Annotated in this window: 21 protein-coding genes; 8 read left to right on the forward strand and 13 right to left on the reverse strand. The window is 57.1% G+C overall.

Annotated elements, in window-relative coordinates:
* Positions 1 to 696, reverse strand: coding sequence for an SIMPL domain-containing protein (locus AC2FNR_RS06295; protein WP_496848436.1), 696 nt, complete (start codon positions 694 to 696; stop codon positions 1 to 3).
* 165 nt (positions 697 to 861) lie between these two features.
* Between AC2FNR_RS06295 and AC2FNR_RS06300 the strand changes: the two genes are divergently transcribed.
* Positions 862 to 2,760: a hypothetical protein gene (locus AC2FNR_RS06300; protein ID WP_496848437.1), complete on the forward strand. Its 1,899-nt coding sequence runs from the start codon at positions 862 to 864 to the stop codon at positions 2,758 to 2,760.
* A 48-nt stretch (positions 2,761 to 2,808) separates the two neighbouring features.
* Here the strand turns inward: AC2FNR_RS06300 and hppD are convergent, their stop codons facing one another.
* Positions 2,809 to 3,906 (reverse strand): 4-hydroxyphenylpyruvate dioxygenase, encoded by a 1,098-nt coding sequence (gene hppD / locus AC2FNR_RS06305; RefSeq protein ID WP_170750713.1) that lies wholly within the window; start codon positions 3,904 to 3,906, stop codon positions 2,809 to 2,811.
* 146 nt (positions 3,907 to 4,052) lie between these two features.
* Here hppD and AC2FNR_RS06310 point away from each other — a divergent pair, with 146 nt between their 5' ends.
* The gene (locus AC2FNR_RS06310) at positions 4,053 to 4,508 is read left to right on the forward strand and encodes an Lrp/AsnC family transcriptional regulator (RefSeq protein WP_170352849.1); all 456 of its coding nucleotides are present in this window, start codon (positions 4,053 to 4,055) and stop codon (positions 4,506 to 4,508) included.
* A 15-nt stretch (positions 4,509 to 4,523) separates the two neighbouring features.
* Entirely contained in the window at positions 4,524 to 6,404 is a 1,881-nt protein-coding gene (locus AC2FNR_RS06315) for a monovalent cation:proton antiporter-2 (CPA2) family protein (RefSeq protein WP_170352848.1), read from the forward strand.
* Positions 6,405 to 6,426: 22 nt separating this feature from the next.
* On the opposite strand, the gene cobT is transcribed toward AC2FNR_RS06315, so the two are convergent.
* Entirely contained in the window at positions 6,427 to 7,440 is a 1,014-nt protein-coding gene (gene cobT, locus AC2FNR_RS06320) for a nicotinate-nucleotide--dimethylbenzimidazole phosphoribosyltransferase (RefSeq protein WP_496848438.1), read from the reverse strand.
* A 79-nt stretch (positions 7,441 to 7,519) separates the two neighbouring features.
* Here cobT and cobS point away from each other — a divergent pair, with 79 nt between their 5' ends.
* A complete protein-coding gene (gene cobS / locus AC2FNR_RS06325) occupies positions 7,520 to 8,284 on the forward strand; it encodes an adenosylcobinamide-GDP ribazoletransferase (RefSeq protein ID WP_480867381.1) in 765 nt (254 codons plus the stop codon).
* Here the strand turns inward: cobS and AC2FNR_RS06330 are convergent.
* The 6 genes from AC2FNR_RS06330 to AC2FNR_RS06355 form a co-directional block, all read right to left on the reverse strand.
* A complete protein-coding gene (locus AC2FNR_RS06330; RefSeq protein WP_170750707.1) occupies positions 8,281 to 9,051 on the reverse strand; it encodes an ion channel in 771 nt (256 codons plus the stop codon). The genes cobS and AC2FNR_RS06330 overlap by 4 nt on opposite strands.
* 114 nt (positions 9,052 to 9,165) lie before the next feature.
* A complete protein-coding gene (locus AC2FNR_RS06335) occupies positions 9,166 to 9,675 on the reverse strand; it encodes a CarD family transcriptional regulator (protein ID WP_170352844.1) in 510 nt (169 codons plus the stop codon).
* A 283-nt stretch (positions 9,676 to 9,958) separates the two neighbouring features.
* A complete protein-coding gene (fdxA, locus tag AC2FNR_RS06340) occupies positions 9,959 to 10,297 on the reverse strand; it encodes a ferredoxin FdxA (RefSeq protein ID WP_170352843.1) in 339 nt (112 codons plus the stop codon).
* A 66-nt stretch (positions 10,298 to 10,363) separates the two neighbouring features.
* Complete coding sequence (locus tag AC2FNR_RS06345) at positions 10,364 to 10,729, reverse strand: RNA-binding S4 domain-containing protein (RefSeq protein WP_496848439.1); 366 nt, start codon at positions 10,727 to 10,729, stop codon at positions 10,364 to 10,366.
* Between the two features lie 6 nt (positions 10,730 to 10,735).
* On the reverse strand, positions 10,736 to 13,546 hold the full coding sequence (locus tag AC2FNR_RS06350; RefSeq protein WP_496848440.1) for a helicase-related protein: 2,811 nt from the start codon (positions 13,544 to 13,546) through the stop codon (positions 10,736 to 10,738).
* A gap of 16 nt (positions 13,547 to 13,562) precedes the next feature.
* Complete coding sequence (locus AC2FNR_RS06355; RefSeq protein WP_170352840.1) at positions 13,563 to 14,171, reverse strand: tetratricopeptide repeat protein; 609 nt, start codon at positions 14,169 to 14,171, stop codon at positions 13,563 to 13,565.
* Between the two features lie 31 nt (positions 14,172 to 14,202).
* On the opposite strand from AC2FNR_RS06355, the gene AC2FNR_RS06360 reads away from it, so the two are divergent.
* From AC2FNR_RS06360 to AC2FNR_RS06370, 3 genes are all read left to right on the forward strand, one after another.
* Entirely contained in the window at positions 14,203 to 14,493 is a 291-nt protein-coding gene (locus AC2FNR_RS06360; RefSeq protein WP_170750697.1) for an SCP2 sterol-binding domain-containing protein, read from the forward strand.
* Complete coding sequence (locus AC2FNR_RS06365; RefSeq protein WP_496848441.1) at positions 14,493 to 15,458, forward strand: alpha/beta fold hydrolase; 966 nt, start codon at positions 14,493 to 14,495, stop codon at positions 15,456 to 15,458. Before AC2FNR_RS06360 ends, AC2FNR_RS06365 begins: the two co-directional genes overlap by 1 nt.
* Positions 15,459 to 15,525: 67 nt before the next feature.
* Positions 15,526 to 17,346, forward strand: coding sequence for a M3 family oligoendopeptidase (locus AC2FNR_RS06370; RefSeq protein ID WP_496848442.1), 1,821 nt, complete (start codon positions 15,526 to 15,528; stop codon positions 17,344 to 17,346).
* On the opposite strand, the gene AC2FNR_RS06375 is transcribed toward AC2FNR_RS06370, so the two are convergent.
* Genes AC2FNR_RS06375 through AC2FNR_RS06385 form a run of 3 tightly spaced genes read right to left on the reverse strand, consistent with a single transcriptional unit; the run spans position 17,347 to position 19,540 of the window.
* The gene (locus AC2FNR_RS06375) at positions 17,347 to 18,234 is read right to left on the reverse strand and encodes a DMT family transporter (RefSeq protein WP_496848443.1); all 888 of its coding nucleotides are present in this window, start codon (positions 18,232 to 18,234) and stop codon (positions 17,347 to 17,349) included. It abuts the gene before it with no gap.
* A gap of 3 nt (positions 18,235 to 18,237) precedes the next feature.
* Entirely contained in the window at positions 18,238 to 18,507 is a 270-nt protein-coding gene (locus tag AC2FNR_RS06380) for a DksA/TraR family C4-type zinc finger protein (RefSeq protein ID WP_480867370.1), read from the reverse strand.
* A gap of 58 nt (positions 18,508 to 18,565) precedes the next feature.
* Entirely contained in the window at positions 18,566 to 19,540 is a 975-nt protein-coding gene (locus AC2FNR_RS06385) for a Gfo/Idh/MocA family protein (protein WP_496848444.1), read from the reverse strand.
* A gap of 140 nt (positions 19,541 to 19,680) precedes the next feature.
* Here AC2FNR_RS06385 and AC2FNR_RS06390 point away from each other — a divergent pair, with 140 nt between their 5' ends.
* The gene (locus AC2FNR_RS06390) at positions 19,681 to 20,862 is read left to right on the forward strand and encodes a dipeptidase (protein WP_496848445.1); all 1,182 of its coding nucleotides are present in this window, start codon (positions 19,681 to 19,683) and stop codon (positions 20,860 to 20,862) included.
* A 45-nt stretch (positions 20,863 to 20,907) separates the two neighbouring features.
* On the opposite strand, the gene rpoH is transcribed toward AC2FNR_RS06390, so the two are convergent.
* Positions 20,908 to 21,804, reverse strand: a complete 897-nt coding sequence (gene rpoH, locus AC2FNR_RS06395; RefSeq protein ID WP_170750687.1) for an RNA polymerase sigma factor RpoH — start codon at positions 21,802 to 21,804, stop codon at positions 20,908 to 20,910.
* Positions 21,805 to 21,936 lie beyond the last annotated feature (132 nt).

The following is a 21,936-nucleotide window of genomic DNA, read 5'->3' on the forward strand; positions in this document are numbered from 1 at the left end:
TTATTCGGATATCGCAAATTCCATCGTGACATTGACCGAGACTGAAATCTCACCGCCTGCCACCGGAACCCCCGCCGAATCCGCAACTTTGAATTCGCGCATCTGCGCGGCAGGGCGGATACCTCCGACATGCTCGTTGATTTGTTGCACAGGTCCCAAAGTCAGCGAGGCAGCCTGCGCCAGTTGCTCTGCCTTGGCAGTTGCTTCGGCCACAGCTTTGGCGCGGGCTTGCGCCTCAAGCGGTTTAGGGTCCTGAACACCAAAGCTCAGCCCCCCGAAGTCATTTGCGCCATCTTGGATGACGGCATCCATTACGGCACCCAGTTGTGTTAGGTCACGAACCCGTACGAATACTCGGTTTGATGCCGAAAAGCCCGAAATCTCGGGTCGGTCGCCGTTGGGGTTATTTCGGCCCGACCAAACCGGCGAGAGCGACAGATCCCTTGTTTGGACATCCCGTGCTTCAATGCCCATCTGCTCTAGACGCGCCAATATTGCCGACACCGCGTCGGACGTGGCCTGCATCGCGTTTGCGGCCTCGGCATCCTCATGTGTCACTCCTAGTGTTATGGTCGCCATATCGGGCACCGCCAGAGCGGTCCCAAGGGCGTCGACAGCAATGCGACGTTCTTCCGCATGGGCCATCCCTGCCGCCGTTGCAGCCATCAAAGCCGCTAAAAAAGCGTATTTCTTCAAGGTCTTCCCTCCGATTTCTTTGTCATAAACATGGGGTGGCAACGGTCTGCCGAACAAGGGGGAAACCCGGCTTTTTCTTTCCCTCGGCAAGATCCTGCTTTAATGTCAGTCTGCGGACAGAATGACTGTCTGCTTAGACGATGACAATTATGGTTCTTCCGGATTATGAAACCCGCTTTTGCGCTGTCTTTTTCTACTGCCGGAATTTCTTTGCACCACTTTTCGGATGGTGACTGGTTCTGCGTTGGTGATGTTTCGCTGGATGCCCCGGATTTTTCGGATCAGGTCAAAACACTGCGCGACAAAGGATTCGCGCTGGAAAATGACCTGAATTGCAAGCTGGTCCTGCCGGCCGATCAGGTTCGGTTCCTTAGCCTTGGAACCGGCGATGAAGATGCCGAAGGACAGAGCCTATTGGTTCAGACCGCGTTAACGGATGCGACGCCCTATACGCTTGAAGACCTGAGATTCGACACCGCAACCGACGGCGCGCTGATACATGTGGCAGCGATCGCCCGGCAGACGCTGGATGAGGCATTGGCATTCGCCAACGACTACGGCTTTGTTCCGACCCAGGTCACGACCAACACCGACGAGCAGGACTACCCGTCCGAGCCTCAATTCCTGGCACCAAGAAACCCGGCCCCCGTAGAAGAGACTCCCGTTTCGGCGCTTCCGGTGCACGCGATCGCGGCCGAAGAAAAGCCAACGGAATTCCGCGCAGCTGCGGCTGCAGAGCACCACGAGGCGTCACTTTCAAACCGTCTAGAAGGATACGGTATATCTATCAGCGCCGCGGCTGCTCTGGGTATCGCCGCCGTTTTGATGTGGGCCTTCCTTGGGTCGGGTGATGATGATGTCACTCTACCGGAAACTGCACTTGTCGAAGAAGCAGCGCAGGAGGCACCATCCAAAACCGCCGTGTCGGAAGCAGAAACACCGGAATCGTCCCCGATCACAGCCGAAACCGAACCAGCTGAAAAGCCAACTGAATTGACCGTTGTCGAACCGGCACCAGAAACCTCAGTTGAAGACACCGATCCCAAAGCGCCCAAGGTTTCTCCGACCGATGCCGCCATTCTTGAGGCTTTGAAGATTGCACCCACCGAAGTCGAGCCGATTGAAACAACCCCCGAACCAGAGCAGCTGCATGCTGGCGCGCAAATAGGCTCGGTTGAGCCTCTGTCTGGTCCTGCGTCGGAATCGCCTGATGCCCAATTTATAGCGTCAACCGATCGATCAGACCTGTCGCGCGATGCCGTGGCTCCGCCATTGGTGACCAGCTTTGCGATGGGAGACGTATACTCCCAACCCAGCGAACCCAGCGCCTCAGGGACGCGGTTTGATCTGGACGAACGCGGACTTGTGAGCGCAACAGCAGAAGGCACGCTGAATCCGGACGGTGTTCTAGTTTTCCTTGGCCGACCGTCAAAAGTCCCGCCAGAAGTACCAGTCCGTTTCGAACAGGAACCAATTGAAGAAGACCCAACGACCAGACTGGCAGAGCTGCGGCCCAACCCTCGCCCATCCGACCTGATAGACCGGTTCGAACGGCAGCAACTTGGCGGTCGAACTCTTGCCGAATTGGCGGTTCTTCGGCCCAAGCTACGTCCGGCGTCGTTGCAACAAAGCCCACAGGTAGACGAAACACCAACCGCGCTGGCGGTTGTTCGCGTCCCACGCCCGAAACCGCGCCCTGCCGGTGTTAACCGACCTGCAAGCACCACCGCAGTCAGTCTTGGGTCGACCGCCGCGATAGAGCGCAGCACCAACGAACCTGACACTTTCCAACCGCGGGCGGTGGCCCCGAAAATTCCGTCATCGGCGTCGGTTGCGCGGCAGGCAACCATCGACAACGCAATCAACCTGCGAAAACTGAATCTCATAGGCGTGTATGGCACCCCAGCAAACCGTCGAGCGTTGGTGCGGTTGCCCAGCGGGCGCTACAAAAAGCTGAAGGTTGGGGATCGTCTTGATGGCGGCAACGTTGTCGCGATCAGTGACAGCGAATTGCGATATCAAAAACGCGGTCAGAACGTTACGCTGAAAATGCCCAGAAGTTAAAGGCGGCACAGGTGATGCGCCGCCCAATTTACGCATTTGATAACCAGCTCAAGCCGCTGATATTTCACCACTTTCGATCTGCTCGCGCTCGATGGATTCGAACAGCGCCTGAAAGTTGCCCTCGCCAAATCCATCGTCACCTTTGCGCTGGATGAACTCGAAGAATATCGGCCCAATCACTGTTTTTGAGAAAATCTGAAGCAAGATCCGCGTTTCGCCACCGTCCAGAACGCCTTCGCCGTCGATCAGAATGCCGTGTTTCATCATCCGATCCAGTGGCTCTTCGTGGTCGACCACGCGGTCTTTGGACATATGGTAATACGCTTCGTTTGGGCCGGGCATGAATTTCAAACCCTTTTCGGCAATCGCATCCGTCGACGCATAGATATCCTCGCTGCCGACGGCGATATGCTGGATGCCTTCACCCTTGTACTTTTTCAGATAAGAGACGATCTGCCCGGTCTCGCCGCGATCTTCGTTGATCGGGATGCGAATACGGCCACAGGGCGATGTCAGCGCGCGGCTGTAAAGCCCTGTGAACTTACCCTGAATATCGAAAAAGCGGATCTCACGGAAGTTGAACAAATCGCCGTAAAACTTGAACCACTTGTCCATATTTCCCTTGTAGACGTTGTGGGTGAGGTGATCGAGGTAATAAAACCCGTCACCCCGCGGCTTGGACTGTTCGGTCCACTTGAACTCTTGGTTGTAGGGAGACGTCTCATAATATTGGTCGATGAAATAGATCAAAGACCCGCCGATCCCTTTGATCGCAGGTACGTCCATCGTTTTGTCCGCAGCATCATAGGGCTCGGCGCCCTTGCTGACCGCGTGTTCATAGGCTTTTTGCGCATCCACGACGCGCCACCCCATCGCCGGTGCACAAGGGCCATGTTCTGTAACAAACTTAGCTGCAAAACTGTCCGCATCCGCATTGAGGATGTAAGTCACATCGCCTTGCTGCCAAAGTTCCACCGATGGCTTCGTCTTATGGTGACCGACCAACTCAAAGCCCATCTTGGTGAAAAGATCACGCAGCTCTTGCGGGTTGGGATGGGCAAATTCGACAAATTCGAAACCGTCGGTTCCGGCGGGGTTTTCGTTGCTGATGGCGGATTTCGGGGCGTTATGCGGGAAGGGTCCCATGGCGCGTCTCCGTGAAAACAGGAATTTCTTTGCTGATTCCAAAATACGCCTTATTCGGCGCTGTTTCTGCGCATTGTTTTCGAGTAAACTAGGTGGAAACGCGCGATGTCCGCACCAAAACAGATTTTTACGAAAGAAGTCCGCATATGCTGGATTCCACCGATACGCGACTCTTATCAGCACTTCAGACAAATGCGCATCTGACGGCGCATCAGCTGGGTGAGATGCTGAACCTGTCGCCCAGTCAAGCCGGCCGCCGTCGTCAAAGGCTGGAGGCTGAAGGATACATCACCGGCTACGCCGCGCGTCTGGACCCGCTGAAGCTGGGGCTGCAGGTACAAGGCTTTGTTCAGGTCCATCTCGGCACTCACGGTCCGGAACAATCCGAAAGCTTTGCCCGCATGGTCGACACCCGGCCCGAAATCACCAGCGCCTGGACGATGACAGGTGAGGCAGATTACCTGCTTCATGTCTATTGCGACGATCTATCCGCCCTCAATCGCTTGCTTCATCAGGTGATACTGCCGCATCCTGCGGTAGCACGTGTGCAAAGCCAGATCGTTATGGACCAACTCAAGCGCGACGCGCCCCTGCCTACCTGACCCAAAGAGGATAATATGGACGATTTCCTTTACCAGGCTTCGATCTATCTGGCTGCCGCCGTGATCGCTGTGCCGCTGTCGGCGCGCCTGGGGCTTGGTTCGGTCTTGGGATACCTGGCCGCAGGGATCGTCATAGGGCCCATGTTTGGACTGGTCGGCGCCGAAACCGAAAGCCTGCAGCATGTGGCCGAGTTCGGCGTGGTCATGATGCTGTTCCTGATCGGGCTGGAACTGGAACCCCGCGCTTTGTGGGACATGCGCGAGCGCTTGCTGGGATTGGGTGGCCTTCAGGTTTTGCTGTCTACCGGAGTGATCGCGGGCGTTGCCATCTACGCCAATCATCCGTGGTCCGTGGCACTGGCAGTCGGTTTGACCTTGTCTTTGTCCTCAACAGCGATCGTTTTGCAAACCTTGTCCGAAAAAGGCTTGATGCAAACGAACGGAGGGCGCGCGACTTTCTCGGTGCTTTTGACGCAAGACATTGCAGTGATCCCGATCCTTGCGCTGCTACCGTTGCTGGCCCTGCCGGCGATTCCGCAAATTCAGAATGACGGTTCCATAAACAGGGCCGCAACGGACCTTCACGACAAGGCGCATCACAGCTTGTCACTGGTCGAAGGCCTGCCGGGCTGGGCCGTCACATTGGTCACTATCGGTGCCATTGCCTTTGTTATTCTGGCTGGTGTCTACCTGACCCGCCCCCTATTCCGCTTTATCCACGCCACGCGCCTACGCGAGATGTATACAGCATTGGCATTGATGATCGTTGTCGGGATTTCCTTTTTGATGACGTTGGTTGGCCTTTCCCCGGCCCTCGGTGCGTTTCTGGCGGGGGTAGTGCTGGCCAGCTCGGAATTCCGGCATGAGATGGAAAGCGATCTGGAACCCTTTAAGGGTTTGTTTCTGGGCCTGTTCTTCATCACCGTCGGGGCCGGAATTGACGTCGCCTATTTCTTCAATGATCCGTTCGATCTGATCGGGCTGGCCCTTTTAGTCATCCTCGTCAAAGGGATCATTCTGTTTCTGGTCGGCCGCGCGTTTAAATTACGTGGTCGCGATCATTGGCTGTTCACGCTGGGGCTGGCGCAAGCGGGCGAGTTTGGGTTTGTTCTACTTGCCTTTTCGACCCAGCAGAACGTCATCCCTCCCGATTTGTCACAAAAGCTGCTGATGATCATCGCTTTGACCATGTTGATCACGCCGCTTCTGTTCATCATCTATGATCTGTTGTCGCGCCGGATGAGCGACGGCGCTCCGACACCCGAACCCGATGAGATAGATGAAAAAGGCCCTGTGATAATTGCCGGGATTGGCCGTTTCGGTCAGATCGTCAACCGGCTGGTTCAGGCCAGTGGAACCAAGACGGTCGTTTTGGACCACGACATTGAGACGGTCCAACTGATGCGTCGGTTCGGCGTCAAAGGGTTTCTGGGCGACCCCACCCGTCCTGAACTGCTGCGCGCCGCTGGCCTGGAAAAAGCTGCTGTTTTGGTGGCCGCAATGGACGATCCCAAACAGGTTACTCGTCTGGTGGGGTTCGCACGTCGTCAGCGACCCGATTTGCACATTATCGCCCGCGCCCGGGACAGAACCCATGTCTATGAACTGTATCAGGCTGGCGCCAATGATATCGTGCGCGAGATGTTTGACGGATCACTGCGCGCCGGTCGGTATGTTCTGGAAAACATCGGCCTGAGCGAATACGAGGCCGCGCAGGCCGAACAGACCTTCTATCATCACGACAGGATGTCGGTACGCGAGTTGGCCGAGCTTTGGATTCCCGGAATGCCGACAGCCGAGAACAAGAAATACATTGAACGGGCCCGCCAGTTCGAAAAGGATCTCGAAACCGAGCTGTTGGAACTGGCCGAAAAACACGCCAAAAAGTCAGCCTGACCCAAAGGGTCAGGCCATCAGATCAACCGTCTGACACGCCCGCCTCGGCAAAAGTTGCCATGCCGGAATGACAGGCCACTGCGCTTTTGAGGATATTGATCGCCAGAGTGCCGCCCGACCCCTCGCCCAGTCGCAAACCAAGGTTCAGCAGCGGCTGTTTGCCCAGCTTTGCCAAAACCGCGCCATGGGCACCTTCGGCGCTTTGATGTCCAGCGACGGAATGATCCAACGCGCCGTCGGCGATATCCGCCAAGCACGCAGCGGCGGCGGAGCAGATGAAACCATCCAAGATGACCGGGATGCGCAATACCCGCGCTGCCGCGATCGCTCCAGCCATGGCGGCGATCTCGCGTCCGCCCAGACGGCGCAGAATTTCGATCCCATCACCCGTGCCGCCATGCAGCGCAACGCCTTCGGCCACAACACGGGTTTTATTCGCAAGACCAGCGTCGTCTACACCGGTGCCCCGGCCCGTCCAGTCCGCGGCGTCACCGCCAAACAAGGTGCAGGCAATTGCGGCAGCCGGGGTGGTGTTGCCAATTCCCATCTCGCCCACCACCAACAGATCGGCGGTTGCGTCTACCGCGTCCCACCCCGTGCGAAGTGCGGCCAACACCTCGGCCTCAGACATCGCAGGACCCGCGGTGAAATCTGCTGTTGGACGGTCCAACTCAAGCGCATGTACATCCATGGTCGCTCCAGCCGACTTGGCAAGCTGGTTGATGGCCGCTCCGCCATGCTCAAAGTTCATCACCATCTGAACGGTGACTTCCGGTGGAAATGCAGACACACCTTGCGCCGTTACGCCATGGTTTCCGGCGAAAACAATCACCTGCGGTGCCGAAATCTGTGGCCGCGCATCCCCGCGCCAACCCGCATACCAGATGGCCAGATCCTCAAGCCGCCCCAATGCGCCGGGTGGCTTGGTCAGTTGCCCATTTCGGTCTGCGGCTCCGTTCACAGCGTCCTGATCAGGGCCAGGCGCACGAAGAAGGGCATCTCGAAAGGAATTTAGGTCTTTTAGTTCAGGCAGCATCCAAAGCCTCGTTGCATCAGAGTGGTCCTGTGTGTTTAACCGAAGCAATCCATCCAACAAGACCCTGAAAGGCGTGGAAATGGCAAAAAACGACACGGTGCCCATTTCCTTGTGGGATATTCCGCTGGCTTTGGTCCTGTTGACGCGTTTGCCCGTCCCCAAACTGCCTTCGCAGGTATTTGCGCGACAGGCCAGCGCTGCATGGGCCTTTCCTTTCGTCGGAGCTATTCTTGGCGCTTTGGCCTGCTGTGTAGGTTGGGCTGCGATGTCGATCGGGCTGAACGCCACGGCCAGCGCCATTTTGGTGGTAACCGCACTAATTCTGTCCACTGGCGCCATGCACGAGGATGGCCTGGCAGATACAGTTGACGGGTTTTGGGGCGGCTTCACCCCCGAACGTCGGCTGGAGATCATGAAGGACAGCCACATTGGCACGTATGGCGTTTTGGCGTTGATCATGTCACTTTTCTTACGCGTCACCTTGATCGAGACGCTGCTCGCGGCCCAGTATTTCTCGGCAATTTTGGCCGCAAGTGTCTGGTCGCGCGCGATGATGCCTCCTGTTATGGCCAGCTTACCGAATGCACGAGGGTCGGGGCTGAGCCAATCGGTTGGCGCCCCAAAGATATCTATTGTCGCGGGCGGCGTCGGATTGGCGTTCGGGATTTGCGCAGTTCTGATCGGGATTTCCGCTTTAGCGGCCGTTCTGTTGAGCGCGCTGGCAGTTTTTGCTCTGGCAATGGTCGCAAGGTCCAAGATCGGCGGTCAGACAGGCGACGTACTGGGCGCGACTCAGCAAATCTCTGAAATCGCTATGCTGCTGACATTGGTTACTTTGCTTTAGGACGAGCCACCTGTCTCAATCCGCAGCACCTCGCCGCAGTGTTTGCAATGAACTGCATCGGGGTCGTGACGGAATAGGCCGCAACTCGGGCATTTGTAGCGCACCTTCTGCGGCATGAAAATTGCCTGCGCGAGACGCACAAATAGCGCAACACCGACCACCATAATGAAAACTGAAAAGAGTTTACCACCCGGAGTGGCCAATGTGATGTCCCCGAAGCCAGTGGTGGTCAGCGTCGCCATCGTAAAATACAGCGCGTCGATATAGGCTGTCTGGCTGTTCTCAGGGATGAAGAATACCAAAACAGCTGTCGAGGTCACGAACACAAAAACCAAAAGGTTGATCGCCGCGATCACCGCATCTTCATGTGTGCGGAAAAACGAGCTGTCACGGCGCAGGTCTCGCAGCAAGTGATACGAATGAATCAAGCGCAAAGCCCTGAGAATACGCAAAAACGCCAGATTACCAGTGATCAGGGGGTCAAGCATCAAAGACAGAATGACTACCACATCCGCCAGTGTGTAAACCTTGAAGAAAAGCTGCCAGGGTTTCTTTGCGATCCACAGACGGGCAGAAAAATCCAACAGGATCAAAAAGCCCACGATCATGCTGGCGGCTGAAATTCCGGGACCATGAGGAATATGCGCCGTGGCAATAAAGAAAACGATAGTTCCGGCGTCGAACAGGATCAGACAATATCGGAACCAGACCGACACCGGATCGTGGCCGATATATAGATACCTGAGAGTTTTCTTTATCCTTGCCATCTATCCGCCTCTACCAAAACGGAAATTAGCGGATTTTCCTCAGTTCACCAAGCCCGTCAAACGGAAAAGGCCGCCTGTGATACGGGCGGCCCATCGAAATTTGTAGTAGGTCGATTAGGCGGCGCGCGATGTGAGGACTTCGTCCACTTGTTTGGCCGCAGACACCTCGCCTGCCCCTGAAACGGCGGCAACTTCACGGGTCAGACGCTCAAGCGCAGCCTCGTACAGCTGACGTTCGGAATAGCTTTGTTCGCGCTGATCATCGGTGCGGTGCAGATCGCGGACAACTTCGGCGATCGAGATCAGGTCGCCTGAGTTGATTTTCTGTTCATATTCCTGCGCCCGACGCGACCACATTGCGCGCTTGACCTTGGCCTTACCCTTCAAGGTTTTCATCGCTTGGCTAATGACGTCCGGTGAACTCAGCGACCGAAGGCCAGATTCTGTTGCCTTGTTGGTCGGAACGCGCAAGGTCATCTTGTCTTTTTCAAAAGAAATCACGAACAGCTCGAGCGAATATCCCGCGACTTCCTGCTCCTCGATCGAGATGATCTGTCCCACGCCATGGGCTGGGTAGACAACATAATCGTTCGGGCGGAACTCAAGCTTTTTCGACTTAGACATACAGGTTCATCCTTGGTTAAATGAGCTGGACAACAGACAACAATACGCCCCAACCCGCGCCACTCTGGCCCGGTCAGGCGGTTTGTTTGTCTAAAAATCAAAACTCCAAAGCGTACATACTTACGGAGTCATCCCCAGCTCAGTCATCATTCAGCTACCAAGTATATCACAAAAATGCGACACACGAAAGCAGCGCGGATAGACAAAGCATTAAAATTAAATAAAAACAAAATGTTAAGAGGATTTCTTGCTCTTAAACTAAAGAGTTTAGGCGGCGAATCGCTTAACCGCCTTCACCCGGTGCTTCCGAGAAATACTTCTCCATTTTACCCTCTTCACCGTCGCGTTCTTCGGCTTCGGGCAGCGGGTCTTTTTTGGTAATGATAACCGGCCACATTTCCGAGTATTTCCGGTTGAACTCGACCCATTGGTCCATGCCCGGCTCGGTGTCGGGGCGGATGGCGTCGGCGGGGCATTCGGGTTCGCAAACGCCACAGTCAATGCATTCGTCCGGATGAATGACCAGCGTGTTTTCACCTTCATAGAAACAATCCACCGGGCACACTTCGACACAGTCGGTGTATTTGCAGCCAATGCAGTTTTCAGTGACAACGTAGGTCATGTTCGGATTCCCGTTTGCGCTTTGGACGTCTAGCTAAATCAGTATGGCGTCAGCTTCAAGATAGGATCAGCTATCGAGATTGCGAGAAAGATCAAGCGCGCGCCGATCTTTCTTGGTTGGACGACCTTTTCCTTCAAAGCTTGGATTTCGCGGCGGCTTGTCCTGCTTTTCGGTCAAATCCGTATATAGCGTTTGTGCCTCGGGGGCCGGGCCGCGGCGTTCACCCAGTTTTTCCACCCGCACAACACGCACAATGCGGCCCTGCGGAAAGGTCAGAACGTCTCCGGGGCTGATGGCTGTCGCCGGTTTCAGCACCCGGTTGCCGTTCAAGCGCACATGGCCGCCGCTGACCTGTTTGGCCGACAGGCTGCGAGTCTTGAAGAACCGCGCCTGCCACAGCCATTTGTCGATCCGCAGCTTGGCCTCGGACATGCGCGTTTAGTTGCCGTCCTTCAGCCCCATCAACGCAGCGGCGAAGGGGTTGTCGGGATCAATGGCTTTCTCTTTCTTGGGCGGACGGGCCGAGAAAGATTTCGCGCCTTGCGGCTTGCCACCCTTTTTGCCCTGCGGGCGGCGGTTGTCCTGAGGTTTGCCACGCGGTTTGCCCTTGCCCTGCCCCTGCTCGCGGCGCGGGCCACGATTTTGCTGACGCTGACGGCCCCACGTGAAGGTATAGAACACCTCGACCTCGGGCTCATCACTTGCGGGTTCTACGACCGGAGCCTCGGCTGCCGCCTCGGTGCTTTCGGTGGCCTCGGCTGGCGCCTCGGCGGGTGCGGCGGCCTCATTCGTCGCACCTGCGTCTGCCGGGGTTTCCTCAGTCACAGGTTGCTCGGACGCTTCTGCCGCAGGTTGTTCAGCAGGAGCGGCTTTGACCTTTTCACGCTCGCCACGCTCGGCCTTGTAACCCAAGCCTTGCATCAGGTCGGCGAATTGCTCGAGCGTCATACCGGTGATCGAGAGCATGTCGGGCTTGGCTTCGAACCCACCACGACTGTCCTCAGACCGCAGCATGTCGGCCAGACGTTCCAGCATATCGATACGGATCGAACGCTCACCGGCATCGCGGTAACCGCACATTGTGTCATAGCCCCGCGGCGCGTCCTTGGCGACGGGCACCGTGACCAGGCCCGGAGGTGGCGCTTCGGGAAATTCCTGCAAGCCACCCGCAAGCGCCCACAGAACAAGACGTAGGCGCGTCGGCGCAGGTTTCAGCAGCAGCGGCATGAAGATGGTAAACTGGCCAAACCGGATACCGTGCTTGCGCAGCGCTCCGCGGGCGTCCTGATCCAGATCCTTCACGTCTTGCGCGACCTGCGCGCGAGGCAGAATGCCCAATGCCTCGACCATGCGGAAGGCAAAGCCCTTGGCCAGACCGCTCAGCTCCTCGTCCCGTGACAAGTTCAGCAGCGGTTCAAACAGCGCGGCCACCTTGCGGTCGATGAAGTGCTGCAAGCGGCGCTGCACTTTTTGTTCGACGTCGGGGCCTGCGGCTTCATCCACGAAGACCTCGACCATGGGCTTGAGCGGTTCTGCCCCGGCAACCAGCTTGCCGACGGCATATTCGCCCCACATCAGGCCACCTTGTTCGGTGAAATCAATTTCGGTATCGGGCGCGTTGTAGAAGCGATCGGCGCGCAGATGGAATTGCGGCGCGAGGGCCTGCAAGGACGCCGATTTCAAAGCTTTCGCCTCGGTCCCCTGCGCAGCCTTGTCCGGGCTAAACCGGAACCCTTCCAAACGACCGACGAATTCGCCTTCGACGGTCACTTCACCCTTGTCATTTACTTCGGCCAAAAGGGCCTCCTTCTGTTTGAGCCGCCGCAGCAAAACGGATGTGCGCCGGTCCACAAATCGTTGGGTCAGACGGTCATGTAATGCATCTGACAGCCTGTCTTCTACAGCGCGCGTTTCCTCACGCCAATGGGATTCGTCACGAACCCATCCGTTTCGTTGCGCAACATATGTCCAGGTGCGAATATATGCTAGCCGTTTGGAGAGCGCATCAATATCTCCGTCCGTCCGATCAATCCGGCGGATTTGCCGCGCCATGAAGTCATCAGGGATCGACTGGCGTTCGTGCAGATGCCCGTAGATCACCTCGAGCAGGCTGGCATGTTCCGAATGGCTGATGCCGCGAAAATCGGGGATTCGGCACACATCCCACAGCAGGCGCACGGATTGAGGATCGCTGGCGCGGGCCATGACCTCGGTCACTTGTGACAGCGATTTCAGCACGTTCAGATCGTCGGCGGGCCGTGCTTTGAGCAGGTTTTCGTTGTCGGGACTGACTTCTAGCGAGTCGATCAGTGCCTCGATGGATCCGAACCGCAAGGCAGCATTCCGCCAGTTCAGCTTTTTCATCGGCGTGAAGCGGCTGTCCATGATCGCTTGTGCTGTGCCTTCGTCCAACGGCGGGGCCTCGCCCGTGACGCCAAACGTGCCATCCGACATCCCACGCCCGGCCCGGCCTGCGATCTGGGCCAGTTCGTTTGGGGCCAAGGGCCGCATCCGCCGACCGTCAAACTTGGTCAGCGAAGAAAAAGCCACGTGATTCACGTCCAGATTCAAGCCCATACCGATGGCGTCGGTGGCGACCAGATAATCAACTTCTCCATTCTGATAGAGGTCCACCTGCGCATTACGGGTGCGCGGGCTGAGCGCACCCATGACCACGGCCGCCCCTCCCTTTTGACGACGCAGCAGTTCCGCGATGGCATAGACGTTATCAACCGAGAACCCGACGATGGCGCTGCGTGGAGGCATCCGGCTGATCTTTTTCGACCCGGCATAGACCAGTTGAGACATCCGTTCGCGCCGCACAAACTGTGCCTCGGGCACCAGCGCTGATATGGGACCACGCATGGTGTCCGAGCCTAGGAACAGCGTCTCGCTTGTACCGCGAGACCGCAGCAGACGATCGGTGAAAACATGGCCGCGTTCAGGGTCGGTACACAGCTGGATTTCGTCGATGGCCACGAAATCGGCGCCCATACCCTCGGGCATCGCCTCGACCGTGCAGACCCAGTATTGGGTGCGCGGCGGCACGATCCGTTCTTCGCCCGTAACAAGCGCCACGACGGACGGCCCGCGAATGGCGACGATCTTGTCATAAACCTCGCGCGCCAGCAGACGCAGCGGCAGGCCGATAACACCTGTCCGGTGGCCCAGCATCCGCTCGATCGCGTAATGAGTTTTGCCTGTATTGGTTGGGCCCAGTACGGCCACGATTCGGGATGACCCGCTCACTCTTGCCCCCTGCCCCTTAGAGGGACGAGCCCTCGACCTGAGGCTTCAGTCGATTCACCGCATTGGTTACTTCTTCATGATGGGGATGTATAGCCAATGCACGCTCGTAGACAGCCAGCGCTTTGTCCGGTTGGCCAATAATCTCAAAGATCAGGCCAAGACCGTAGATCGCTTCGTAATGGTTCGGGTTAAGTGTCAGCGCATATTCCAAATCAGCGGCTGCCAAGCCAAACCGTTCAACCCCAAAAAATGCCGACGCGCGTACGTGCCACCCTTCTGCAAAGTCAGGCGCATGATCGGTCAGCGCCGTCAGATGTTCGATAGCCGCCTTTGTATCACCGTCATCCAGCGCCTCACGTCCCCGTTCCAGCAAAAGATCAGCCGAGGCTGAACCCGATAACGACCACAGAGACTTGAGTTGACGATCAATGCCAATCGCTTGATCGGGTGTTGATTGCGCCAATTGCTGCAATAACTCGGCTTCATCCCGTGAATCTGCCTGCTGTGCAAGACAAGGGATGGAAAACGTGACTAGCAGCGCGGTTGCCGCGACGATACCTTTGAGATTGGTGCTTGCAATGCTCATAACAACGGTCAGTGTAGCGTAGCGCAGGAGGATGTCCATTCCCTGTGCTCAAATCAAAGTGAGGAGAACCATGAGCGACACTCTGGAAAAAGCCGCAGCGGCGCTGAACGAAAAACTGGCCGACAGCGGCTTTGGCGCATCCGCCAAGTTCGCCATTGAAGGTGTGGGTTCGATTGTTCTGGACGGCAGCGGCGCGCGTGTCAGCGACGAAGAAGCTGACGTCACCATGAACGCTGATGTCGACACGTTCGAACAAATCCTTAGCGGTGAGCTGAACCCGACCGGTGCTTTCATGTCCGGCAAGCTGACCGTCGATGGTGACATGGGTGTCGCCATGCAACTGGCATCGGCGCTGGCCTGATGGAAATGTCGTCGGCCCCTTTGTTCGAAGACGTGGCCGGCGCACCCGCCGGTGGACAGGCCCATTGGCTGACGACCTCTGACGGGGTTCGCATCCGAGTGGCTCATTGGCTGCCACAGGGTGATGCGGTCGGGACTGTGTTCATGTTTCCCGGCCGTACAGAATATATCGAGAAGTACGGCAATGCCGCGACTGAGTTTGTCGGGCGTGGATTTGCATTTCTGGCGATCGACTGGCGTGGTCAGGGGCTGGCCGATCGCCCTCTGGACGACCCGCGTGTCGGACATGTCGATACGATACCGGATTATCAGATGGATGCTCAGGCCGCTTTTGCGCTGGCCACAGAGCTGGATCTACCCAAACCGTGGCACGTCATCGGTCACTCGATGGGCGGTGCCATTGGCCTGCGGGCTGTACTTGAAACTGACAAGTTTGCCACCTGCGCGTTTACCGGGCCAATGTGGGGAATATTCTTCACCCCATTGATGAAACCGCTGAGCAGGTTGACCGCCTATTGGGGCCCTCGGTTCGGGCTGGGTGAGAAAACCCCGCCCACGACATCTTTGGAAAGCTACGTCCTGTCGCAACCGTTTGAAGGCAACGTGCTAACGCGTGATCCAGCGATGTATCAGATGATGCAGGATCAGCTCAACGTCCATCCCGAGTTGGTGCTAGGCGCACCCTCAACAATCTGGCTGCGCGAGGCGCTGGACGAATGCGCTTGGTTGATGGAGCAGACCGCCCCCACCATTCCGTGTCTGACTTTCCTTGGAACCCATGAACAGATCGTCGACCGCAAGGCGATCCGCGCCCGCATGGCCAACTGGCCCAGCGGCACGCTGGTGGAAATCCCCGATGGGGAACACGAGGTTTTGATGGAAGCGCCTGAGGTCCGCGGCCCCGTTTTCGATCAGTTGGCGGCGCATTTCATGCCCGCCGAACGCGAACCGGCCCTGTCTGACTAACACCCCGCTTGTGATCCCTGCCCGGCACGCCTAGATGTTGGCAAAAGCTGTTATTTCGAGGTGATCTATGCGCGACCTTCCCTTCCCCGTCCGTGACGCAAACGCAGTCGGCGGGTCCGACAATCTTGGCAACCTACCGGAATGGGACCTGACGGATCTGTACAGCTCGGAAGAGGCGCCGGAACTGTCGCGCGATCTGGACTGGCTGGAAGGCGAATGTGCGTCCTTTGCCGCAGACTACGAGGGCAAGCTGGCCGATCTGGATGCCGATGGACTGCTGCAATGCGTCCTGCGAAACGAAAAGATCAACGCCATTGCCGGGCGGATCATGTCCTTCGCCGGTCTGCGGTACTACCAGCTGACCACCGATGCGGACCGCGCCAAGTTCCTATCGGATATGCAGGAAAAGATTACCATCTTCACCACGCCGCTGGTGTTCTTCACGCTTGAGATCAATCGTATCGACGATGACGCGCTGAAAGCCCTGTTCGACGCCAACGCGGATCTGGGCCGGTACGAACCCGTCTTTCGCCGCATCCGCGCGATGAAGCCCTATCAACTGTCTGATGAGCTGGAGAAATTCCTGCACGATCTGGGCGTTGTCGGCGATGCATGGGAACGTCTGTTTGACGAAACCATCGCCGGCCTGACCTTTGACATCGAAGGCGAAGAGCTGAACATCGAAGGCACCCTGAACCTGCTGACCGAGCAGGACCGGAGCAAACGCGAAACCGCTGCTCGGGAATTGGCGCGGGTGTTTCAGGACAACGTCAAAACCTTTGCCCGTGTTCACAACACACAGGCCAAAGAGAAAGAAATCGTAGACCGCTGGCGCAATATGCCAACCGCTCAAACCGGTCGCCACCTGTCAAACGACGTGGAACCCGAAGTGGTTGAGGCTCTGCGCGAAGCCGTCGTCGCCGCCTATCCTAAACTGAGTCACCGCTACTACGAGCTCAAGCGCAAATGGCTGGGGCTGGACGTGATGCAGGTCTGGGACCGCAACGCGCCCTTGCCGATGGAAGACACACGCATCGTCGGTTGGGACGAGGCCGAAAAGACCGTAATGGATGCCTATAACGCGTTTGACCCGCGCATGGGCGATATCGCCGCCCCCTTCTTCAGCAAAGGCTGGATTGATGCCGCGGTGAAGCCGGGCAAGGCACCGGGTGCATTTGCCCACCCGACCGTCACCGACGTGCACCCCTACGTGATGCTCAACTATCTGGGCAAACCGCGCGACGTGATGACCCTGGCGCACGAGCTGGGTCATGGTGTCCACCAAGTACTGGCCGCCGGTCAGGGCGAGATGCTGTCCTCTACCCCGCTGACACTGGCCGAAACGGCCTCGGTCTTTGGTGAGATGTTGACCTTCCGCAAGATGCTGGATCAGGCCGAAACCCCCGAACAGCGCAAAGTGCTATTGGCGGGCAAGGTCGAGGACATGATCAACACGGTCGTCCGCCAGATTGCGTTCTATGATTTCGAATGCAAACTCCACGCCGCCCGCCGCGAAGGTGAGTTAACGCCCGACGACATCAACTCCCTGTGGATGAGCGTTCAGGCCGAAAGCCTTGGCCCCGCGTTCGAATTCATGGACGGGTACGAGACCTTCTGGGCCTATATCCCACACTTCGTCCACTCGCCCTTCTACGTCTACGCCTACGCGTTTGGCGATGGCTTGGTGAACGCCCTCTATTCCGTTTACGCAAGCGGGTCCGATGGGTTCGAGGACAAGTATTTCGACATGCTGCGCGCCGGTGGTTCGATGCACCACAAGGAACTGCTGGCCCCGTTCGGGTTGGACGCGAGCGATCCCAAGTTCTGGGATAAGGGCCTGTCGATGATCTCGGGCTTTATCGACGAATTGGAAGCGATGGAGGGCTGATCATTTCTGGTTTTTGGTGGTCAGAAACACGGCCAGCACGATCAGCACACCCCCAAGGGTCGCAATCGGCGTGATTGCGGCCCCCAGAAACAGCGCCGAATTGACAAAGGTGAACACGACCGAGGCCGCAAACATCAAGGTTGCGGTCAAGGTCGAAACCCGCGCAGCAGCCTCGTACCACAGGTAATAGGCGCAGGCGGTCGGCAGCACGCCCAGCAGGATCAGGAACACGACGTCATTCACCGTTGGAACCTGCATCGAAAACGCGGCAAGCGGCAGCAGAAGAACCCCGGAACACAAGAAGATGCCGAACAGGAAGTTCAGCCGCTCTCCGGTCGATTTCGAATTGCGCATAGCCCGACTGCTTGAGATCAGGAAGACCGCCCAGCTTAGCCCGGCTCCGATTTCAAGAAGATCCCCGAATAGGGGCTCTCCACCTCCTTGAAAGTCCCGGAAAACGGTCAGAAAAACGCCCAGAATTGCCAAAACTGTGGCCAGAACATCGGTTCGCGTGACCGGTGTATCCGCAAAGAAATAAAGGAAAACCAGCACGAAAAAGGGCGCTGTGTTCTCCAAAACCATCGCATTGGCCGCGCCGGTATGTTCAAGCCCGATGTGGAACAGGATATAGTTCACAACGGTCGACAATACGGCCAGACGGAAATTCCAGTCACTCAACCGGATCGAGGCGGAAACCCGCATCAGACGCAACATGCAATAAATCGCCAACGCCGCGATGAACAGGCGCGAGACCGCGATTTGCAACCCGCCCAGATCGCTGGTCAGATAGCGCACGATTACGCTATGCGTACCCCACAAGAACGCAGCCAGGAATCCAAGAACCAATCCATTCTGCAACAGGGGCTGTTTTGGCATGGGCTCAGGCATGGACTATTTCAACTGACTGTCCTTGGACCCGCGCCGATTGATCCCGGACCGCGCTTTGAACGCACCGTCCCTATCCTGCTGGCAATCCAGACAGAGTTTCACCCCCGGCAAGGCAAGTCTGCGTTTCTCGGGGATCGGCTCTTCGCATTCTGCGCAATGGGTCAGGCTTTCGCCCTGGTGGCGCTTTTGCGCCTGCATCCGGGCCAGTTCGTCGGATATCGACGCCTCGATCTGTTCACTTACCGCGCCGTCACGCGCCCAGCCGCCAGCCATTGGTCGCCTCCTGTTTGGGTGGCGACCAGATTAAGTCACGGGGCCCATGTGTGGCAAGTCAGAGCGGCAATGCACCTTCAAACACGCGGTCAATCACCTCTTGCGTCCCTCGTGAAAACTCAAGTGAGCAAGGATAATCCGCCCTTTCACGCACTGAACGACAGAATGCCTCGACCTGCAGTTTATAGTGATCATCACCGGGGAACCGTGTGACCTGAACCTCAAGCCCCGGACGATGCAGTTCGACGCGTGCTTCGCCAAAGACTCGCGCGTTGAACGGTGTCGTCAGTCGGATAACGCCGCCCTCGCCGTGAAAGACCATCTCTTGATGGGGATGCATACGGATCGAAACGTAACTGGAATATGTAAAATCAGGGAACTGAGCACGAATTTCGGTGAAGGCATCAATACCGTTCTCCCACCGGATTGCAGATTGTACCGACACCGGTTCCTGCCCGGTAGCGAACCGTGCGCTGCCAATCACATAGACACCAATGTCGCGCAGCCCTCCGCCACCGGTTTCCGCACGATTGCGGATGTTTTCGGTTTCTGCACGATTGTCAAAACTGAACGCCCCCGTCACATGCACGAGCTTACCAATCGCGCCATCTGCGATCAGCTTGCGCGCGAACTGCCACTGTGGATGATGCACGATCATATAAGCCTCGGCCGCCAGCAACCCGGTTTCATCCCGTTTAGCGATCAAGGCGTCAAACTCATGTGCCTGCATGGTCATCGGTTTTTCGCACAACACATGTTTGCCAGCGTCCAGCGCCTTCAAAGACCAATCTACATGCATGTGGTTCGGCAATGGAATATAAACCGCCTCGATCTGCGGATCAGCCAGCATCGCATCATAACTGTCGTAAACGGTCAGGTCCGGGCAAAACGCCTGAAAAGGTTCGGCCTTTTCCGGGCTGGACGTCGCCAATCCGGCAAACCGCGCCCCGTCCGCTGCGTGAATGGCCGGTGCCATGAACCGACGCGCGAAATTCGCGGCGCCCAGTACACCCCATTGAACAGGTTTTTGCATTGATCCCTCCCACATTCTCGCAACATCGTTATCGCTAACGGCAAAATCTCTGCTGTTCTAGCAACGTCTGGACGCGAAGTCAGGCTTTTATCTGCTTCAAACGAACGTAAGCTGACATCGCATACTGAAAGGAACCGGGAATGCGCAGATTTCTTAAATGGGTCGGCGGGCTGACAGGAACAGCAATGGCCGCTGGCTTGTTGATTTTCTTTGTTTTTTTGCCACCCTATATCGAAGGCAAACGCAACAACGTCATCGACCACGCGCCGTACCCAGTGACAGATTCAGCCGCCGCGTTGCACGAAACTTTAATCGTAGGCGACCTGCACGCTGACCCCCTGCTATGGAGTCGCGACCTGACCGAACGCGGTACGCGAGGACAGGTGGACATCCCCCGACTGATCGAAGGAAACGTCGCCCTGCAGGTCTTCACCGCGGTCACGAAATCCCCTGCTGGTCAGAACTATGAGGCCAACTCGGCCGATGCGTTCGACAATATCACCCTCCTGGCGATCGGGCAGCTTTGGCCGCTTCGAACCTGGGACAGCCTCATGCAGCGCGCAGTCTATCAAGCTGAAAAGCTGCATCAGTTCGAGGCGGCCTCGGATGGAAAGCTGAAAGTTGTCAAATCCCGTAGTGATCTAGAGGACGTGCTGGCCGCTCGTGCGAGCGGCCAAGCCGTTGTTGGGGGTATCCTCGGCATCGAAGGGGCCCACGCGCTTGAGGGGGATTTGACAAATCTGGATACCCTGTTTGAAGCCGGACATCGGGTGTTTGGCCTTCAGCACTTCTTTGACAATGAATTGGGCGCATCTTTGCACGGACAGGCGAACACCGGACTGACGGAATTCGGTCGCGACGTTGTTGCCCAATTGGCCGAAATGCCCGTCGTCATCGACCTTGCCCATTCCAGCCCTCTGGTCGCACGGGATGTGATCGCGATGACGGACGTTCCACTGATAGTCAGCCATGGCGGGCTACACGGCTTCTGCGCCGTCAAACGGAACTTTCCCGATGATCTGATGCAAGAGATCGCGGCCACCGGAGGCGTAATAGGCATGGGATACTGGGCCGACGTAACCTGCGGAGATATCACCCCTGCAGGCGTGGCCAAGATGATCAAGGCGGCAGTCGATACTGTTGGGGAAGATCACGTCTCGCTTGGGTCGGATTACGACGGGTCGGTCGAGACCGCGTTTGACACATCTGAACTTGCGGCGCTGACCTCGGGCCTGTTGAGCGAAGGTCTGACCGAGGCGCAAATCCGCAAGGTTATGGGCGAGAACATGGTTCGCGTGTTTCGCCAGCAGTTGACCCAATAAAAAAAGCCCGCCGAGACAGGCGGGCTTTTAATCACACCGGCCTGATTACATCTGGCCCAGCATTCCCTTCTCACGCGCGAGATCGCGCATTTTCTTTTGCAGCTTTTCGAACGCTCGTACTTCGATCTGACGAATACGTTCGCGGCTGACGTTATACTGCGTGCTCAGTTCTTCCAGCGTCACAGGCTGATCCATCAGGCGGCGCTGGGTCAGAATGTCCTTCTCGCGGTCGTTCAGAACCTCCAGCGCGGCCGCCAGCAGTTCACGCCGAGCGTCCAGCTCGTCGCGCGCCTCATAGTCGCCTGCCTGATCAGCGTCTTCATCCTCAAGCCAGTCCTGCCACTGCATGGTGCCTTCGCCTTCGGAACCGACGGTCGCGTTAAGCGAGGCATCGCCACCGGACATCCGGCGGTTCATGCTGATGACTTCTTCTTCGGTCACACCAAGATCATTGGCGATCTGAGCGACATTCTCGGGGCGCAAGTCACCCTCTTCCAACGCGCCGATACGCGCCTTGGCCTTGCGCAGGTTGAAAAACAGCTTTTTCTGCGCCGAGGTCGTGCCCAGTTTCACCAGCGACCAAGACCGCAAGATGTATTCCTGAATCGAGGCGCGAATCCACCACATCGCATAGGTCGCCAGACGGAACCCTTTTTCCGGGTCGAACCGTTTGACGGCCTGCATCAGGCCGACATTGGCCTCGGAAATCACCTCGGCCTGCGGCAGACCATAGCCGCGATAGCCCATGGCGATCTTGGCCGCCAGACGCAGGTGCGACGTGACCATTTTATGAGCCGATTCAGTATCTTGCTCTTCAACCCAGCGCTTGGCGAGCATGTACTCTTCTTCTGGCTCAAGCAGGGGAAACTTGCGAATTTCCTGCATATAGCGGTTCAGTCCGCCTTCCGGCGTCGGCGCGGGGAGATTTGCGTAATTTGCCATAATTCATGTCCCTCCGACAAATGTTTAAGTTGTTAACATAGGATATGGGAGGTCATCCCCATCCGTTCAAGAGGTACCGTTAACAGTTTGGGATTAACGATTGATAAAGGAAAGATAAGAACGTGTTACTCA

The organism is Ruegeria sp. SATB045 (assembly GCF_059613525.1).

Coding starts and splice junctions, on each gene's coding strand:
- AC2FNR_RS06300 (WP_496848437.1), top strand. CDS start 862: ATGAAACCCGCTTTTGCGCTGTCTTTTTCTACTGCCGGAATTTCTTTG.
- hppD (WP_170750713.1), bottom strand. CDS start 3,906: ATGGGACCCTTCCCGCATAACGCCCCGAAATCCGCCATCAGCAACGAA.
- AC2FNR_RS06310 (WP_170352849.1), top strand. CDS start 4,053: ATGCTGGATTCCACCGATACGCGACTCTTATCAGCACTTCAGACAAAT.
- AC2FNR_RS06315 (WP_170352848.1), top strand. CDS start 4,524: ATGGACGATTTCCTTTACCAGGCTTCGATCTATCTGGCTGCCGCCGTG.
- cobT (WP_496848438.1), bottom strand. CDS start 7,440: ATGCTGCCTGAACTAAAAGACCTAAATTCCTTTCGAGATGCCCTTCTT.
- cobS (WP_480867381.1), top strand. CDS start 7,520: ATGGCAAAAAACGACACGGTGCCCATTTCCTTGTGGGATATTCCGCTG.
- AC2FNR_RS06330 (WP_170750707.1), bottom strand. CDS start 9,051: ATGGCAAGGATAAAGAAAACTCTCAGGTATCTATATATCGGCCACGAT.
- AC2FNR_RS06335 (WP_170352844.1), bottom strand. CDS start 9,675: ATGTCTAAGTCGAAAAAGCTTGAGTTCCGCCCGAACGATTATGTTGTC.
- fdxA (WP_170352843.1), bottom strand. CDS start 10,297: ATGACCTACGTTGTCACTGAAAACTGCATTGGCTGCAAATACACCGAC.
- AC2FNR_RS06345 (WP_496848439.1), bottom strand. CDS start 10,729: ATGTCCGAGGCCAAGCTGCGGATCGACAAATGGCTGTGGCAGGCGCGG.
- AC2FNR_RS06355 (WP_170352840.1), bottom strand. CDS start 14,171: ATGGACATCCTCCTGCGCTACGCTACACTGACCGTTGTTATGAGCATT.
- AC2FNR_RS06360 (WP_170750697.1), top strand. CDS start 14,203: ATGAGCGACACTCTGGAAAAAGCCGCAGCGGCGCTGAACGAAAAACTG.
- AC2FNR_RS06365 (WP_496848441.1), top strand. CDS start 14,493: ATGGAAATGTCGTCGGCCCCTTTGTTCGAAGACGTGGCCGGCGCACCC.
- AC2FNR_RS06370 (WP_496848442.1), top strand. CDS start 15,526: ATGCGCGACCTTCCCTTCCCCGTCCGTGACGCAAACGCAGTCGGCGGG.
- AC2FNR_RS06375 (WP_496848443.1), bottom strand. CDS start 18,234: ATGCCTGAGCCCATGCCAAAACAGCCCCTGTTGCAGAATGGATTGGTT.
- AC2FNR_RS06380 (WP_480867370.1), bottom strand. CDS start 18,507: ATGGCTGGCGGCTGGGCGCGTGACGGCGCGGTAAGTGAACAGATCGAG.
- AC2FNR_RS06385 (WP_496848444.1), bottom strand. CDS start 19,540: ATGCAAAAACCTGTTCAATGGGGTGTACTGGGCGCCGCGAATTTCGCG.
- AC2FNR_RS06390 (WP_496848445.1), top strand. CDS start 19,681: ATGCGCAGATTTCTTAAATGGGTCGGCGGGCTGACAGGAACAGCAATG.
- rpoH (WP_170750687.1), bottom strand. CDS start 21,804: ATGGCAAATTACGCAAATCTCCCCGCGCCGACGCCGGAAGGCGGACTG.